Source organism: Gemella sp. 20925_1_85 (assembly GCF_041433735.1).
GTDB lineage: Bacteria > Bacillota > Bacilli > Staphylococcales > Gemellaceae > Gemella.
The window spans coordinates 44,284-59,817 of the sequence record NZ_JAPWCC010000004.1 but is presented as its reverse complement, the minus strand read 5'-3'; the positions used below and the strand labels follow the sequence as shown (position 1 = coordinate 59,817).

At 31.9% G+C, this 15,534-nt stretch carries 16 protein-coding genes; 13 read left to right on the top strand and 3 right to left on the bottom strand.

Going from position 1 to position 15,534, the window contains the following annotated elements:
• The first annotated feature begins 14 nt into the window (after window positions 1–14).
• From O3884_RS02325 to O3884_RS02310, 4 genes are all read left to right on the top strand, one after another.
• Window positions 15–680, top strand: a complete 666-nt coding sequence (locus tag O3884_RS02325; protein WP_371451375.1) for a response regulator transcription factor — start codon at window positions 15–17, stop codon at window positions 678–680.
• Window positions 670–2,013, top strand: coding sequence for a sensor histidine kinase (locus tag O3884_RS02320; protein WP_371451374.1), 1,344 nt, complete (start codon window positions 670–672; stop codon window positions 2,011–2,013). The genes O3884_RS02325 and O3884_RS02320 overlap by 11 nt, the downstream gene beginning before the upstream one ends.
• 267 nt (window positions 2,014–2,280) lie before the next feature.
• Window positions 2,281–2,853: a PepSY domain-containing protein gene (locus O3884_RS02315; protein WP_371451373.1), complete on the top strand. Its 573-nt coding sequence runs from the start codon at window positions 2,281–2,283 to the stop codon at window positions 2,851–2,853.
• A gap of 83 nt (window positions 2,854–2,936) precedes the next feature.
• Window positions 2,937–3,494, top strand: a complete 558-nt coding sequence (locus tag O3884_RS02310; RefSeq protein WP_371451372.1) for a PepSY domain-containing protein — start codon at window positions 2,937–2,939, stop codon at window positions 3,492–3,494.
• A 112-nt stretch (window positions 3,495–3,606) separates the two neighbouring features.
• Here O3884_RS02310 and O3884_RS02305 read toward each other — a convergent pair whose 3' ends face one another.
• Both O3884_RS02305 and O3884_RS02300 read right to left on the bottom strand, forming a co-directional pair.
• Window positions 3,607–4,134 (bottom strand): hypothetical protein, encoded by a 528-nt coding sequence (locus O3884_RS02305; RefSeq protein ID WP_371451370.1) that lies wholly within the window; start codon window positions 4,132–4,134, stop codon window positions 3,607–3,609.
• Window positions 4,135–4,147: 13 nt separating this feature from the next.
• Window positions 4,148–4,465, bottom strand: coding sequence for a hypothetical protein (locus O3884_RS02300; protein ID WP_294683017.1), 318 nt, complete (start codon window positions 4,463–4,465; stop codon window positions 4,148–4,150).
• A 185-nt stretch (window positions 4,466–4,650) separates the two neighbouring features.
• Between O3884_RS02300 and upp the strand changes: the two genes are divergently transcribed.
• The 9 genes from upp to O3884_RS02255 all read left to right on the top strand — a co-directional run bounded on the left by upp (window position 4,651) and on the right by O3884_RS02255 (window position 11,895).
• A complete protein-coding gene (upp, locus tag O3884_RS02295; RefSeq protein ID WP_003144032.1) occupies window positions 4,651–5,280 on the top strand; it encodes a uracil phosphoribosyltransferase in 630 nt (209 codons plus the stop codon).
• A 156-nt stretch (window positions 5,281–5,436) separates the two neighbouring features.
• Window positions 5,437–6,165: a F0F1 ATP synthase subunit A gene (gene atpB, locus O3884_RS02290; protein ID WP_060913548.1), complete on the top strand. Its 729-nt coding sequence runs from the start codon at window positions 5,437–5,439 to the stop codon at window positions 6,163–6,165.
• 77 nt (window positions 6,166–6,242) lie between these two features.
• Window positions 6,243–6,458 (top strand): F0F1 ATP synthase subunit C, encoded by a 216-nt coding sequence (gene atpE / locus O3884_RS02285; protein ID WP_003143965.1) that lies wholly within the window; start codon window positions 6,243–6,245, stop codon window positions 6,456–6,458.
• Window positions 6,459–6,511: 53 nt separating this feature from the next.
• Complete coding sequence (atpF, locus tag O3884_RS02280) at window positions 6,512–7,036, top strand: F0F1 ATP synthase subunit B (protein ID WP_371451367.1); 525 nt, start codon at window positions 6,512–6,514, stop codon at window positions 7,034–7,036.
• Window positions 7,036–7,575 (top strand): ATP synthase F1 subunit delta, encoded by a 540-nt coding sequence (gene atpH, locus O3884_RS02275; protein WP_371451365.1) that lies wholly within the window; start codon window positions 7,036–7,038, stop codon window positions 7,573–7,575. The genes atpF and atpH overlap by 1 nt, the downstream gene beginning before the upstream one ends.
• A gap of 27 nt (window positions 7,576–7,602) precedes the next feature.
• Window positions 7,603–9,105 (top strand): F0F1 ATP synthase subunit alpha, encoded by a 1,503-nt coding sequence (atpA, locus tag O3884_RS02270; RefSeq protein WP_060913551.1) that lies wholly within the window; start codon window positions 7,603–7,605, stop codon window positions 9,103–9,105.
• Window positions 9,106–9,139: 34 nt separating this feature from the next.
• Window positions 9,140–10,012, top strand: coding sequence for an ATP synthase F1 subunit gamma (gene atpG / locus O3884_RS02265; RefSeq protein ID WP_294683013.1), 873 nt, complete (start codon window positions 9,140–9,142; stop codon window positions 10,010–10,012).
• A 39-nt stretch (window positions 10,013–10,051) separates the two neighbouring features.
• The gene (atpD, locus tag O3884_RS02260) at window positions 10,052–11,467 is read left to right on the top strand and encodes a F0F1 ATP synthase subunit beta (protein WP_294683012.1); all 1,416 of its coding nucleotides are present in this window, start codon (window positions 10,052–10,054) and stop codon (window positions 11,465–11,467) included.
• A 20-nt stretch (window positions 11,468–11,487) separates the two neighbouring features.
• Complete coding sequence (locus O3884_RS02255) at window positions 11,488–11,895, top strand: F0F1 ATP synthase subunit epsilon (protein ID WP_371451363.1); 408 nt, start codon at window positions 11,488–11,490, stop codon at window positions 11,893–11,895.
• Between the two features lie 150 nt (window positions 11,896–12,045).
• On the opposite strand, the gene O3884_RS02250 is transcribed toward O3884_RS02255, so the two are convergent.
• Window positions 12,046–15,312, bottom strand: a complete 3,267-nt coding sequence (locus O3884_RS02250) for an amidase family protein (RefSeq protein WP_371451361.1) — start codon at window positions 15,310–15,312, stop codon at window positions 12,046–12,048.
• Between the last annotated feature and the right edge of the window lie 222 nt (window positions 15,313–15,534).

Genomic DNA, 15,534 nt, shown 5'->3' with positions numbered 1-15,534 from the left:
TTAAGGAGATTATTATGAAAATACTTGTTGTTGAAGATGAACGCGATTTGAATAGAATAATTACTAAGCATTTAAAAAAGAATAATTATAGTGTAGATAGTTGTTTTGATGGTGGGGAAGCATTAGATTTTGTGAGTTATAGTGAGTATGATTTGATTATTACCGATATAATGATGCCGAATGTTGATGGTTATGAGTTTATAGCGAGACTTCGTGAGAGCAAAAATCATACACCTGTTATTATGTTAACTGCTAAAGATACTTTAGAGGATAAAATTGTTGGTTTAGATAGTGGAGCTGATGATTATATAGTTAAGCCGTTTGAATTTGATGAATTACTTGCTAGAATAAGGGTTCTAATGAGACGTAACTATGGTCTAGCAACTAATGTTATTCAAGTCGACGATGTTGTACTTGATATCTCCAAAAAACAAGTTACTAGAAATGGTGAGAATATAGGATTAACAGGTAAAGAATATGAGGTATTAGAATATCTTATGAAAAATAAAGAGAGTATTCTAAGTCGTGATCAGATTCTTAATCATGTATGGGATTATGATTATGACGGGGCTTCTAATATAGTAGATGTTATTATAAAAAATATTAGAAAAAAATTAGATAACGGTACAGATAAGACTATTATTTACACTAAAAGGGGGCTAGGATACTTTGTTAAATAAAATTAAGAAATTATCGATATTTCCATTTAGAAAAGTATCATTAACTTTCAAAATCACTTTATGGTATACAACATTTATAGTTTTATTAATAGGATCACTGATAGTCGGGACATTTTTAGTTAGTGATAGTGTTGTTGAAAAAAATAGTGAAAAGAAATTGATAGAAGAGGTAGCTGAAATCTCAAGCGGATCTGATAAGTTTACCCCATATGAAGATGGTGTCACGTTATCAGTCTATGATAAAGATGGAAATCTCATTGCAGGTTCTGTACCTAGAAATTTTAAGGTTAATGATTTTAGTCTAGGAGTTATTTCTGAATATAAAGATGTAAATAATAATAAGTATTTATATTATGATTCAGAAACTAGTTCTGCTAGATTAGGGAATGGGAAATATGTGAGAGGTATAGTGCAAATTACTAATAACATTAACGGTTGGATATTACCGTTAATAATTGGTGTGGGTAGTCCATTTGTCATTTTAGTTATAATGTATGGTGGATACTTGATAATAAGGAGTTCATTGAAACCTGTAAGAGATATGACCGAAACTGCGGATGCTATCGCAAAAAGTAATGATCTTAGTAAAAGAATTTCTATAGAAAATGGAGCTGATGAAGTTCACAAGTTAGGTAAAGTTTTTAATGAAATGTTAGAAACGCTAGAAAATTCATCAAAAAGAGAACGCCAATTTAGTTCTGATGTGTCACATGAACTTCGAACACCAATTTCTGTAATAATGGCAGAAAGTGAATATGGAGCTAAATATACAGATTCTGTAGAAGATGCTAAAGAATCGTTTGATGTAATTGAAAGACAAAGTAAGAGAATGACTTCTATGATTAATCAAATTTTAGAATTATCTAGATTAGATAGTCGTTTAGAGATTCCAAAGGAAGAACTTCTTTTATCTGATAAAATAAAACATACATTAGAAGACTACAAAATTTTATTTGATAATAAGAATATTAAGTTATCTATTAGTATAGAAGAAAATATCATAGTTCATGCTAATGAAGCTTTAATTATGAGAATGATAGATAACTTATTGTCTAATGCTTTAAAGTATGCGGAAACAGAAGTAACAGTTTGTCTAGCCAAAAGAAATAGAATAATTCTTGAAGTTGCTGATGATGGAATAGGAATAAATGATACTGAGAAAAAACATATTTGGGATAGATTTTATAAAGTAGATAAATCTAGAACTACAACAGAGGATAATTCTTCGGGGTTAGGATTATCTATTACGAAAAAAATAGTAGAATTACATGATGGGAAAATAGCGGTATTAGATAATAAACCAAAAGGAACAAAATTTGTAGTGAATATATAAGAATAATGAAGCACATCTTTAAAATAGGAAGGTGTGCTTTTAATATAATAGAAATTCAAAATTAATGAAATCTTCATTTAGCGTTCATAAAACGAAGATATAATAAAAATATCGAAATTGATGAATAAAAATGAAATCTTCATTTAGCATTCATGAAACAAAGATATAATAAAAATATCAAAAGGAAAGGATAAAAATGAAATCTTCATTTGAAATTCATAAAAGAAACATAAAATAAGAATATAAATAAAAAGAGGTAAATTAAAAATGACTAAAAATATTAATAACAACGAAATCGAAACAATTGAAGGAACTTATGTTGAAACTATCGAAAATGATAACCAATATAATGAGCAACCTAAAAAAACAAAAAGAAACTTTTTAAAACCATTAATTATCGGAGCTTTAGCTGTTGTAGTGACAAGTGGAGTTGGAGCTTATGCTTATGATAAATATGAAACTGCGCAAAGAACTAAAATTCAAGATGCTTACTCAAATATTAAGTTGAATACAGGAAATCAAACTAATTCAAATGACAATAACAATAGTGGAAATAATAGCTCAAATAATAATACTCAAAATAACAATTCACAACAAAATACTCAAAATGTAAAATCACAACAAGAAATTCGCTCAATTGTAGCAGATGCAATATCGGTACCCGAACAAAACATTAACTTTGTAAAAATCAAATCTAAATACGAGGATGATTATGCACCACAAAATAATGGAGTATCTTTATATGTTTATAAAGTTGAAGCAAAAGCTAACGGATTAGAGTATGATGTGGTAGTAGATGCTGTTTCAGGAAAAGTGTTAAAAGTGAAAATTGATGACTAGAAAAAATAGTATTTTAATCTTCATCTAAGATTCATAAAAGAAATTTATAATAAAAATATAAAGAAAAAAGAGGTAAATGAAAAATGACAGAAACTAAAAGAAAAAGAAACTTTTTAAAACCATTAATTATTGGAGCGATAGCTGTAGTAGTAACGGGTGGGGTAGGTGCTTATGCATATGATAAGTATGAAACAGCACAAAGAGCCAAAATTCAAGAAGCATACTCGAATGTAAAAATGAATGTCGGAAATCAGATAAATCAAAATAATAATAACGGAAACAATAATAACAATAATAACAATAGTAACAATGGGGAAAATGGGGCAAACAGTAATTCACAAAATACTGACCAATCTTCTAATGTTCAAAATAATAATAACAATAATAGTACTCAACAAAATGTACAAAATGCAAAATCACAACAAGAAATTCGCTCTATAGTAGCACAAGCAATTTCAACGCCAGAACAAAATATTAATTTTGTGAAAATCAAACCTGAGTATGAGGATGACTTTGCATACCAAAATAACGGAGCACCTTTATATGTTTATGATGTAGAAGCTCGTGCAAATGGGTTAGAATATGATGTGGTAGTAGATGCTGTATCAGGAAAAGTACTAAAAGTAGAAATAGATAACTAATAAAAAAATAAACTGATAATCTAGAAATAAAATCTAGGTTATCAGTTTTTTATATTTATAGAAGCAGTTTTACATATAAATTAAACGCTATTTTCACTTCTATAATATTCATTTATTTTTTGTTATTGTTATAAACATAATAGCCAATAAAAATAGCGACTATTAAATATAAATTAAAATTAGGATTAGCAATATAAAATAGCATTGCCTTATAAGATAGACGCATTAGTAATCCTTGAATAATCGATGGTGCAAAAAGTAAAACTAGGATTATAGAATTATCCATCTTTCTTGCTAATAATATTATAAAAATTAATATTAGCAGAAGAATTAGTATTGCTAAATACCTATTTACAATAATATTAAATGCAGTTGGAAATTTGAAAGGATTAAAAAATATCAATAAAGCTATTAATAATACCAATATTGTAATTATAGTATTTTTAGTGCGTTCATCAAGTTTGCTTCTGTTAGTATACATAAAAATATAACTTAGATAGAATCCACCAAAAATTAAGACTCCAACAATAGCTGCTTCTAATAAATTTAAAGCCATGAAAGGATTAGCTAATATTGGTGATAGATAAAAAAGTATATATATACCAGTTGCTATTAGTAAATTACGTTTAAAAATAGTCATATGATCTCCTTATTTATTTTATTAATGCAGTTAAAGCATAGGCAACAAAAGAAAATACTATTATAAGAAGTATTAAAACTAAAGCACTTGAATTAAATATAAAAAATAAAGGAAGTGCTAAAATAATGCTTAGAAGCGGTGTGTAAATTGTTCTCTGTCCTAGGAAGGTAACTAACATTGTGATTGCAAATGAAGAAAATCCATAAGCTAATATCAAAATAAAACCAGCTTTATCACTAGTTCCATTATAAAATTTCAAAAAAAGTAGGGGAACAATATAGTATAAAATACTAGTCAGTAAAAATGTCCCTAATAATGTTTTTCTTTGCATGATAAAATCTCCATAAATATTGTTTATATTATTGTAATATTTTATATAGTATAAGTCTAGTAATATAACAAAACTAATAAAAAAATATTTATTGAATGGAGCAAAATATTTTCGGATATCCCTTGTTAAAATGAAATAATTAGAGTAAAATAAATATAATAATAATACAAAGGAGAACTATAATTATGTCAAAAGTTCATGTTTTTGATCATCCATTGATCCAACATAAATTATCTTTCATTAGAGATAAAAGAACGGGTTCTAAAGACTTTAGACAACTTACTAATGAAGTAGGTTCTTTAATGGCTTATGAAATCACTCGTGATCTTCCACTTGAGGATGTTGAAGTAGAAACTCCAATCCAAACGACTACTTGTAAACGTCTTGCAGGTAAAAAGATTGTATTCGTTCCAATTCTACGTGCAGGATTAGGAATGGTAGATGGATTAATGAATTTAATCCCATCTGCGAGAGTAGGTCACGTTGGGCTATATCGTGATCCAGAAACTTTACAACCACATGAGTATTTTGTTAAAATACCTAGCAATCCAGAAGAACGTCACTTTATCGTTGTTGATCCAATGTTAGCAACTGGTGGTTCAGCGATTGCCGCAATCGACTCATTAAAACAACGTGGGGTTACTGATATTAAATTTATGTGTCTAATAGCAGCACCAGAAGGTGTGAAAGCATTACACGATGCTCACCCAGATGTAGATATTTTTATCGCTGGTTTAGATGAAAAACTAAATGATCACGGATACATTGTACCAGGATTAGGGGATGCTGGAGACAGAATATTCGGAACTAAATAATAGTAGATTATTTTTAATTAAATCATATAAAATTTAAGAAATCGCTAGCAAATATTATAAAATCATATTATAATATGATTATGTATTTCTAATTTTTTATATTACAACAGATTTAGAAATCTAAAAGTTACTTAAGAAAAGAGGTGAGGGGAATATATGGAAAAACACACATATCTTATTACCAAATTATTTGGCTATGATATAACGGTTAATATTCCTAGTGTAATCACAACTTTAATAACAGTATTACTTACCTTTGTTATTGTGATGTTTCTAACTAGTAGAATAAAATTAAGACCAGATAGTAAACGTCAAAATGCGGTTGAATTACTTGCGTATTTCGTTAGTGATAATGTCATCAAAGGTAATGTTAACTGGAAAAAATATGGTAAAGGATTATGGGCGACAGCTCTAACAATTATTTCACTTGTTGCAGTAGCAAATACTATAGGTGTTTTAATAGAAGTTAGTTACAATGAAGTAGTCTATGTCAACTCTGTAACTGCGGATCCAACATTTACTTTCTCTCTTGCATTATTAGTGATTGTCTTTACTCATTTTGCAGGAATTAAGTATAAAGGAGTTAAACACTATTTTGGTACATATACTTCTTCAGGTATAGGTATTACACCTTTCAAGGTTATTGAAGAGTTCACAAACTTAATGACTTTTTCAATGCGTTTATTCGGTAATATCTATGCAGGTGAAATATTATTAGCACTATTAGCTACACTTACAACAGTAGGATTCTTTGGTGCAATAGCTGGTATGGCAGGATTAGTGGTATGGAAAGGATTCTCTCTATTTATAGGATTTATCCAAGCATACATCTTTACTGTCTTAACATTCATTTATTTATCACATAAAATTAGTGATGAACACTAATTTGAAAAATGCACTAAAAGTGCAAAAATCTAATAATTAATAAAATTCATTTATTATCCAAGGAGGAAAATATAATTATGGTAGAATTAATTGGAGCAGGTTTAGCAGCAGGTTTAGCAGCAGTTGGTGCTGGTATCGGTAACGGATTTTTATTCGGTAAATTTATCGAAGGTGTATCTCGCCAACCAGAATTAGAGTCAAGATTAAAATCAAATGCTTTCGTATTATTCGCACTTGTAGAAGCAGTACCTATCTTAGCTATCGTTATTTCATTCGTTATCTTAGCTAAATAATTTAGTATAATACTGTAAACAAAAGAACTATGAAGAATAGGAGCATTTAGTAAATGGAAAATTTAGTATTTTTAGCTACTGAACACTCTTCTCATCAAGGTTTTAATCTAGGAAATATGGCTATTAACATTGTAGCTGTATTAATCTTATTAGTATTACTGAAAAAATTTGCTTGGGACAAACTTATTGATATGTTAGATGAGCGTCAAAGACTAGTTGAAGGTCAACTTGATGATGCTGCTAAAAATCAAAAAGAAGCACTAATTTTACTTGAAGAAAATCAAGAAAAATTAAAAAATGCGCAACAAGAAATCAAAGTTATGATGGAAGATGCTCGTGAACAATCTAAGATTGAAAAACAAGCTATTCTTGAAGAAGCGCGTAAACAAGCAGAACAATTAAAAGTAAATGCTCAAAGGGACATTGAGGACGAGAAGAAAAGAGCACTTGAAGAAATCAACAAACAAATCGCTGATTTATCAGTGCTTGTAGCTTCGAAAATTTTAGAAAAAGAATTAGATGGCTCAACACAAAGTGAATACGTTGATAAAGTCATTAAAGAGGTAGGGGTGAAATAATGAGTAAGTCAGTATTAGCTAATAAAATTGGATATTCATTATTTGAAGTTGCAAAAGAAAATAACACACTAGAAGAAGTTTCTTATGAGTTAAAGGAAGTTGCAAAAGTAGTTAATGGGAACCCTGATTTTGTTACATTGATGAACAACCCTAATTTAGAAAAAATAAAAAAAATTAACTTGATTGATGCATCATTTGCAGGAGTAAATAAATATGTTGTGAATGTTGTTAAAATCTTAGCAGGTAATCTGCAAATCTCATTAATTAATTTCGTTTTAGAACAATATACTGAACTGTTTAATAAACATTCAAGAAATGTTGTTGTTAAAGCTGAATCAGCTTCACCTTTAACAGAAGAACAGTTAGAAAATCTAAAAGAAAAAATTAAAAATGAGTTACAACTAGAAAATGTAGAAATTAATAATTTTGTAGATGAAAGTCTGCTAGGTGGTTTAAAACTTACTTATAATAATAAAGTAGTTGATGCTACTATTAAGGCGAAATTAAATGCTATAAAATCAAAAATTTCTTCAATCTAGAAGAAGTTGAAACAAGGAGGGACATAAATGGCTATTAAAGCTGAAGAAATTAGTTCATTACTAAAATCACAAATAGAAAATTATCAGTTTGAAGTTAAGTCAACAGATGTCGGTACAGTTATAGAAGTAGGGGACGGTATTGCTCGTGTATACGGTCTTAATGAAATAATGAGTGGTGAGCTTGTAGAGTTCACTAAAACAGGGGTTATGGGGCTTGCTCAAAACCTTGAAGACACAAATGTTGGTATCGTAATTTTAGGTCCAACTACTGATATTAAAGAAGGAGACGAAGTTCGCCGTACTGGACGTGTAATGGATGTACCTGTAGGTGAAGAACTAATTGGACGTGTAGTTGATCCATTAGGACAACCAGTTGACGGTCGTGGGCCAGTTAACACTACAAAACGTCGTCCAATTGAATCTCCAGCAGTAGGTGTAATGGGACGTAAATCAGTATCTGTTCCATTCCAAACTGGTATTAAAGCGATTGACGCATTAGTACCTATCGGACGTGGACAACGTGAGCTTATTATCGGAGATAGACAAACAGGTAAAACTGCAGTTGCTATCGACTCAATCTTAGCTCAAAAAGGACAAGATGTAATTTGTATCTATGTAGCAATAGGACAAAAAGAATCTACAGTACGTAGTGTTGTAGAAACTCTTAAAGAACACGGTGCTTTAGACTACACTATCGTAGTAACAGCATCAGCATCTCAACCAGCACCACTTCTTTACATCGCACCTTATGCAGGGGTTGCAATGGCAGAAGAATTTATGTTTAATGGTAAAGATGTAGTAATCGTATATGATGACTTATCTAAACAAGCAGCAGCTTACCGTGAGTTATCATTACTATTAAAACGACCACCAGGTCGTGAAGCATATCCAGGGGACGTATTCTATCTACACTCACGTCTTCTAGAACGTGCTGCTCGTGTAAATGAAGATTTCGGTGGAGGAAGTATCACAGCACTACCATTCGTAGAAACTCAAGCAGGTGATATCTCTGCATATATTCCAACAAACGTAATTTCGATTACAGACGGACAAATCTTCTTACAATCAGATTTATTCTTCTCAGGTATTAGACCAGCGATTAACGCCGGACTTTCAGTATCTAGGGTAGGGGGATCTGCTCAAATTAAAGCGATGAAAAAAGTATCAGGTACTTTACGTCTTGACTTAGCATCTTACCGTGAGTTAGAAAGCTTTGCTCAATTCGGTTCTGACCTAGATCCAGCGACTCGTGAAAAACTAGAACGTGGTAAACGTACAGTTGAAGTTTTAAAACAAGACTTACACAAACCAATTCCAGTAGAAAAACAAGTTATGATTCTATATGCTTTAACTCACGGATTCCTAGACGATGTAGAAGTTAAAGATATTCACAGATTTGAACAAGAATTATATTCATACTTAGATGCTCATGAAAATGAAGCAGTTAAGCACATTATTGAAACAAAAGACTTACCATCAACAGAAGTTATGGATGAAGTAATCGCTGCATTCAAAAAAACTTTTGCCTAAGATGATAAGTAGTAGAGTAAAGGTGGTGAACTAATTGGCGTCACTAAGAGATATAAAAAACAAAATCAATTCTACTAAGAAAACTAGTCATATTACAAAAGCGATGGAGATGGTTTCAACATCTAAGCTTTTAAAAGCACAATCAAACACGCAAAAATTTAATCCATACATGCAAAAAATGCAAGAAGTGATGGGGACAATTTTTGGAAAAAGCTCTAGTATTAAACACCCTATGTTAGAAAAAAGAGAAGCTAAGAAAACTCTTTATGTGGTAATTACTAGTGATAGTGGTTTATGTGGAGGATTCAACTCAAACGTTATTAGAAACTTTGTTAATACTGTTAATGAAAGACATACTAATAGCGAGTATGGTATTGTTGCTATAGGTAACTATGGTGCAGAATTCTTCAGAAAAAATGGCTATAATGTAGTTGATAGTTATAGAGATATACCAGATGAGCCAAGTTTCACTCAGGTTAAACAAATTACTAATAAAGTTGTAGGGTACTTTATTGATAAAGAATATGATGAAATTTATTTACATTATAACCACTTTGTTAGTATGATCCAACAGGTTGTTACTGAAAGTAAAGTTCTACCTATTGACAATACAGACAAATTTGCAAATTCTGAGGAACAACAACCTACAGGAGCTTACGAATTTGAGCCTGGTGAGACAGCAGTACTAGATGTAATACTACCTCAATATGCTGAAAGTATGATTTATGGAAGTATATTAGATAGTAAAGCTAGTGAGCATTCTGCAAGAAAAACAGCAATGAAAAATTCGACTGATAATGCAGGAAATATTATTGATACACTTACGATTAAATACAATCGTGCAAGACAAGCTGCAATCACACAAGAAATTACAGAGATTGTAAGTGGAGCAGCAGCAACAAAATAGTAATGAGAAAGGAGAAGCTATTAAGTTAGCATACAACATATGAATAAAGGTTATATTCTCCAAGTTATGGGACCTGTAGTAGATGTTAAATTCGAATCAGGGCATATGCCAAATCTATTAAACGCTTTAGAAGTTTACATAGAAAAAGGCGATGGGAAAAAAGAAAAATTAGTTCTTGAAGTTTCTCTAGAAATTGGTGATAACGTAGTAAGAACAATCGCTATGTCATCTACTGATGGATTAAATAGGGGAGCAGAAGTAGTAGATACAGGAGCACCAATTACAGTTCCTGTAGGTAACTACACATTAGGTCGTGTATTCAACGTTTTAGGTGAAGCAGTTGACCACGGTGAAGAAGCAGGAGCAGAAGTTCGTAAAGATTCAATTCACAAAGAAGCTCCAACATTCGAAGAATTATCAACTCACGTTGAGGTTCTTGAAACAGGTATTAAAGTTATCGACTTACTTGCGCCATATATTAAAGGTGGTAAAATCGGTCTTTTCGGTGGTGCGGGAGTTGGTAAAACAGTTCTTATCCAAGAACTTATCAACAACGTTGCGCAACAACACGGTGGATTATCAGTATTCACAGGTGTAGGTGAGCGTACTCGTGAAGGAAATGACTTATACTATGAAATGAAAGATTCTGGTGTTATTAACAAAACAGCCATGGTATTCGGACAAATGAACGAACCACCAGGTGCTCGTATGCGTGTAGCATTAACAGGATTAACAATGGCGGAATACTTCCGTGATGAAGAAGGACAAGACGTACTTCTATTCATCGATAACATCTTCCGTTTCACACAAGCAGGTTCTGAGGTTTCTGCGTTATTAGGACGTATGCCATCAGCCGTTGGTTACCAACCAACACTTGCTACAGAGATGGGACGTTTACAAGAACGTATCACATCAACTAAAAAAGGTTCTGTTACATCTATCCAAGCGATTTACGTACCAGCCGATGACTATACTGACCCGGCTCCAGCGACTACTTTCGCTCACTTAGATGCAACAACTAACCTTGAGCGTGCGTTAACAGAGATGGGTATCTACCCAGCCGTTGACCCACTTGCTTCTACATCAAGAGCATTAGCTCCTGAAATCGTAGGAGAAGAACACTATCAAGTTGCGACTAGAATTCAAAGAACTCTTCAAAAATATCGTGAATTACAAGATATTATCGCCATCTTAGGTATGGATGAGTTAAGTGATGAAGATAAGAAAACAGTTGATAGAGCACGTCGTGTTCAATTCTTCTTATCTCAAAACTTCCACGTAGCTGAACAATTCACAGGTCAACCTGGTTCATACGTACCAGTATCTGAATCAGTACAAGCATTCAAAGGAATCCTAGATGGTAAATATGACCACATTCCTGAAGATGCATTCCGTCTAGTTGGTGGAATTGAAGACGTATTAGAAAAAGCTCGTAAACTAGGAGTAGAAGTATAATACAAATAGGAGGTAAATAAATGAATACTTTAAGTGTAAGCATTGTTACTCCTAATGGAGAAGCTTATAGCGCTAAAGAAGCTTCTATGGTTGTATTGGGAACTACAAGTGGACAACTTGGTGTAATGGCTAACCATGTTCCTATGGTTGCATCATTAAAGATTGGGCCTCTTAAAGTGATTTTTCCCGATGGACGTGAAGAATATCTAGCTGTAAGCGAAGGATTTGTGGAAACACATAAAGGCGAAGTAACTATTATAGTTCAAACAGCAGAATTAGGTAAAGATATCGATGTTGAACGTGCTAAAAGAGCATTACAACGTGCAGAAGATCGTCTTGCTAAAAAAGAAGAAGGTCTTGATGTAAGACGTGCAGAACTAGCTTTAGCTAAAGCTTGTGCTCGTCTGAAGGTAGCTGAACAATTATAAGAAAAAATGTAGTTCATATTTATTATGGACTACATTTTTTGGTTATATACTAAGATCGCTTCATATTATGATCTGAAATTTATAAAGAAATAAAAAACCTCGGAATTTAGGTTTCATAATAAAACTTATTTCCGAGGTTTAATATTTCAATTAATTATTTTTTCTACGTTTTAATAATCCAACTATAGCAAGAAGTGATAGTCCAATTGCAGTTAGAGATTTACCTGTAGTTTCACCAGTTTTTGGAAGAGTTTTTGGAGTATTAGTAGGAGTTGAATTTGCTCCTCTAGTGTCTATTACTGTGAATTTTTTCTCTTCTTGAACAGCTGATGAATTAATATCTTTTTCGCTTGAAGCAAATGCTGTTTTAATTTTAGCAACAATTGCGAATTTACTAAAGTGATCAACTGTAAATTGTAAACTATTGTTGGCTACAGATGAAGGAACAAGTTCAATAGAATTGTCTTCTTTAATATGATAAACTAGTATATCTTTGTCTTGTTCGCTTTGAAGTAAAGCAACTTTTACTGTTCTTGGAACATCAAGTTTTACTGTTTTATTATCTTTTTGTAATTCTAAATCTACAACTCTAATTGATGTAATATCTTTTTTGTTTTTAAAATTGTTGTTTGCATCAGCAATAATTTTATCTTTTAAGTCTTCTAAGTTTACATCTTTTGTGATATCTTTTGCTTCAAAAGTAATGTCCTTAGCATCTGCTGGATTTAAATCTACGCTAATATTTTTATTTTTTGATTTAATAGTAACAGTAACTGTATTGTTACTAATGTTTAGTTCTGGTAGCTCTGTGACAGTAGGAGCATCAGTAGTAGTGCTGAACTCAGAAACATTACCATCTTTATCAACAACAACTTTATTACCATTTTCAGAAAGACCATTGATTTTGCCAGTGAAAGGTTTAAGAGCATCAGCTACAGGAGCAACAGTAGGAGTATTGAATTCAGAAACATTACCGTCTTTATCAACAACTACTTTATTACCATTTTCAGAAAGGTCATCAACTTTACCAGTGAAAGGTTTAAGAGCTTCAGAGGTAGGAACATCAGTAGGAGTATTGAATTCAGAAACATTACCATCTTTATCAATAACTACTTTATTACCATTTTCAGAAAGGCCATCAACTTTACCAGTGAAAGGTTTAAGAGCATCAGCTACAGGAGCAACAGTAGGAGTATTGAATTCAGAAACATTACCGTCTTTATCAACAACTACTTTATTACCATTTTCAGAAAGGCCATCAACTTTACCAGTGAAAGTATTAGCAGTTTCAGAGGTAGTCGCATCAGTAGGTAGGGAATACTCAGAAACATTACCATCTTTATCAACAACTACTTTATTACCATTTTCAGAAAGGCCATCAACTTTACCAGTGAAAGGTTTAAGAGCTTCAGAGGTAGGAACATCAGTAGGAGTATTGAATTCAGAAACATTACCGTCTTTATCAATAACTACTTTATTACCATTTTCAGAAAGACCATCGATTTTACCAGTGAAGGGTTTAAGAGCATCAGCTACAGGAGCGTCAGTCGGAACAGAATACTCATATTTTGTACCATATTCATTTTCTCTGACTTTATTTCCATTTTCAGGTATTACTGTATTTCTCACAGCAGGGTGTAATATGAATTGATTATTGTCTTGGAATAATTGTCCCATTTCAAGAAGAATCTTCTCTGAATTGTTTCTTCCTGCAAACATAACTCCAAGAGGAAGGTTGTTTTCACTCTTATAAACTGGTAATGAGATAGAAGGGTTTCCTGTTAAATTGAATAACCATGTAAATGGAGTTCTTCTCATCATAGGTTCCCATTGTTTGACAAGTAAATCGAATCTTTCTTTTGGATCTTTAATATTATTGATATTATAAAGTTTTTCTTCAACTGCAGGATCGACATATGGATCTATTTTTTTATCATTAGATGGAGCTGTAACAGCATTTGTTGCCATTAAGAATAAATCATATTTTTTATAGAATTCGTTCATTTGATTTATATATTCTGTGGCAGGTTTAGCTGAAGTTACATCAGTATTAGCAGTTTTTCCCCTAGAAGAAGATGTTCCTAATGCATAGGTAGCAGGATCTAAATCACGTTTGTTTTCTTCTGTTGCAGTTTTTGCAGGGACAGTATATGCTCCACCAATTGCACCTATTGTATATGTTCTAATACCTTCATAACCATTAATAGGAAATTCATTTACTTCTTCAACTGTGAAGCCTTGTTTTCTTAGGAACTCCACGGCTTTTAGAACAGCTTTCTTACCATCTTCACTTAATTCAACATCTTTTAATGGTGTTTTAAGTGAATAAGCAATTTTTAATTTTTTTAAATCAGTTGGAACTTCTTCCAGCGTTTTCGGTTTACTAATTTGTGTTTTATCAAAATAAGTTTTGGCGTCTTCAATTGTTTTTACTAGAGGGAATTTAACTACATGTCCAGTTGGTTTTAGACCAATTAATCCAGTCCATGAAGCAGGAATACGAATTGATCCCCCAGCATCACTTCCACTTGCGATTGAAACCATACCACTGGCTACAGCTCCAGCACTTCCTCCTGAAGAGCCTCCAGTATTACGACTAGGATCCCAAGGATTACCTGCGGGTCCAAATAATTTAGAATCTGTAATATTTCTAGTTCCTAATTCAGGATAGTTAGTTTGACCAAGTATAACAAATCCTAGTTTTGCGAATTCTTTTGCTACAGCTCCACTGAATTTTGATACTTTTCCCTTGTTAAAATAGACACCATTTGAAGCATCACCATCTTTTACTTGATCTAATCCTTTAATAAGTGTTGGAACACCCAAGAATGGTTGTTCTTCCCAGTTTATAGGATTTGCAGCAAGATTACCTGCTTTAATTCTATCATCTATTTCTTTTGCAGTTTTATATGCTTCGTCAACTAAAGCATTAGGTATTTTTCCATTTTCTGTAGTAAGAACAGCGTTTAATTTAGGATTTTCTTCTGCAATAACTTTGTAAGCTAAGTCAACAAGTTCTGTACTAGTAACTTTTTTCTCACGAATTAGTTTTGCAAGTTCAAGAGCGCTTTTTTGTTTATATTCAGCTACAGTGAATGGAATTGTTGGTTTAGAAAGTTCTTTGCTTTCAACACTAGCACTGTTTGTTGAATCATTGTTACTTGAAGTAGGTTCTACATTGTTACCTGAAGTAGCAGCACTAGCAGATGGTGCTACAGTTACATTATTAGTAGTATTGTTATCAGTATTACTCACAACAGTAGGTTTTTCATTCGTACTAACTGTATTAGTCACATTAGCCGGTGCTGTAGTTTTATCTTCACTAGCTTTAGCTTGATTATCGTTAGCTATTACTGGAAATAAAGTAGCAGCTGCAAAGGCAGGTATAAGTACGTATTTAATTTTGTTTTTTTTCATTTTTAGCTCCTATTTTAAATAATTGTTAAAACCTTGAAAAAGCTTTCTACATACAATTATACTCCGATACTAATTATCAATCAAGAAAATAATTTGATGAAATGAAAAAAATATTAGTGTGGTTTTCTATTTAGATAGTGTATCATTTGAGGGAGAGAAAAACATTTTTTGAAAATAAAATAAATACGGTTAATTACTTGAATTAACCGTATTTGTATGTAT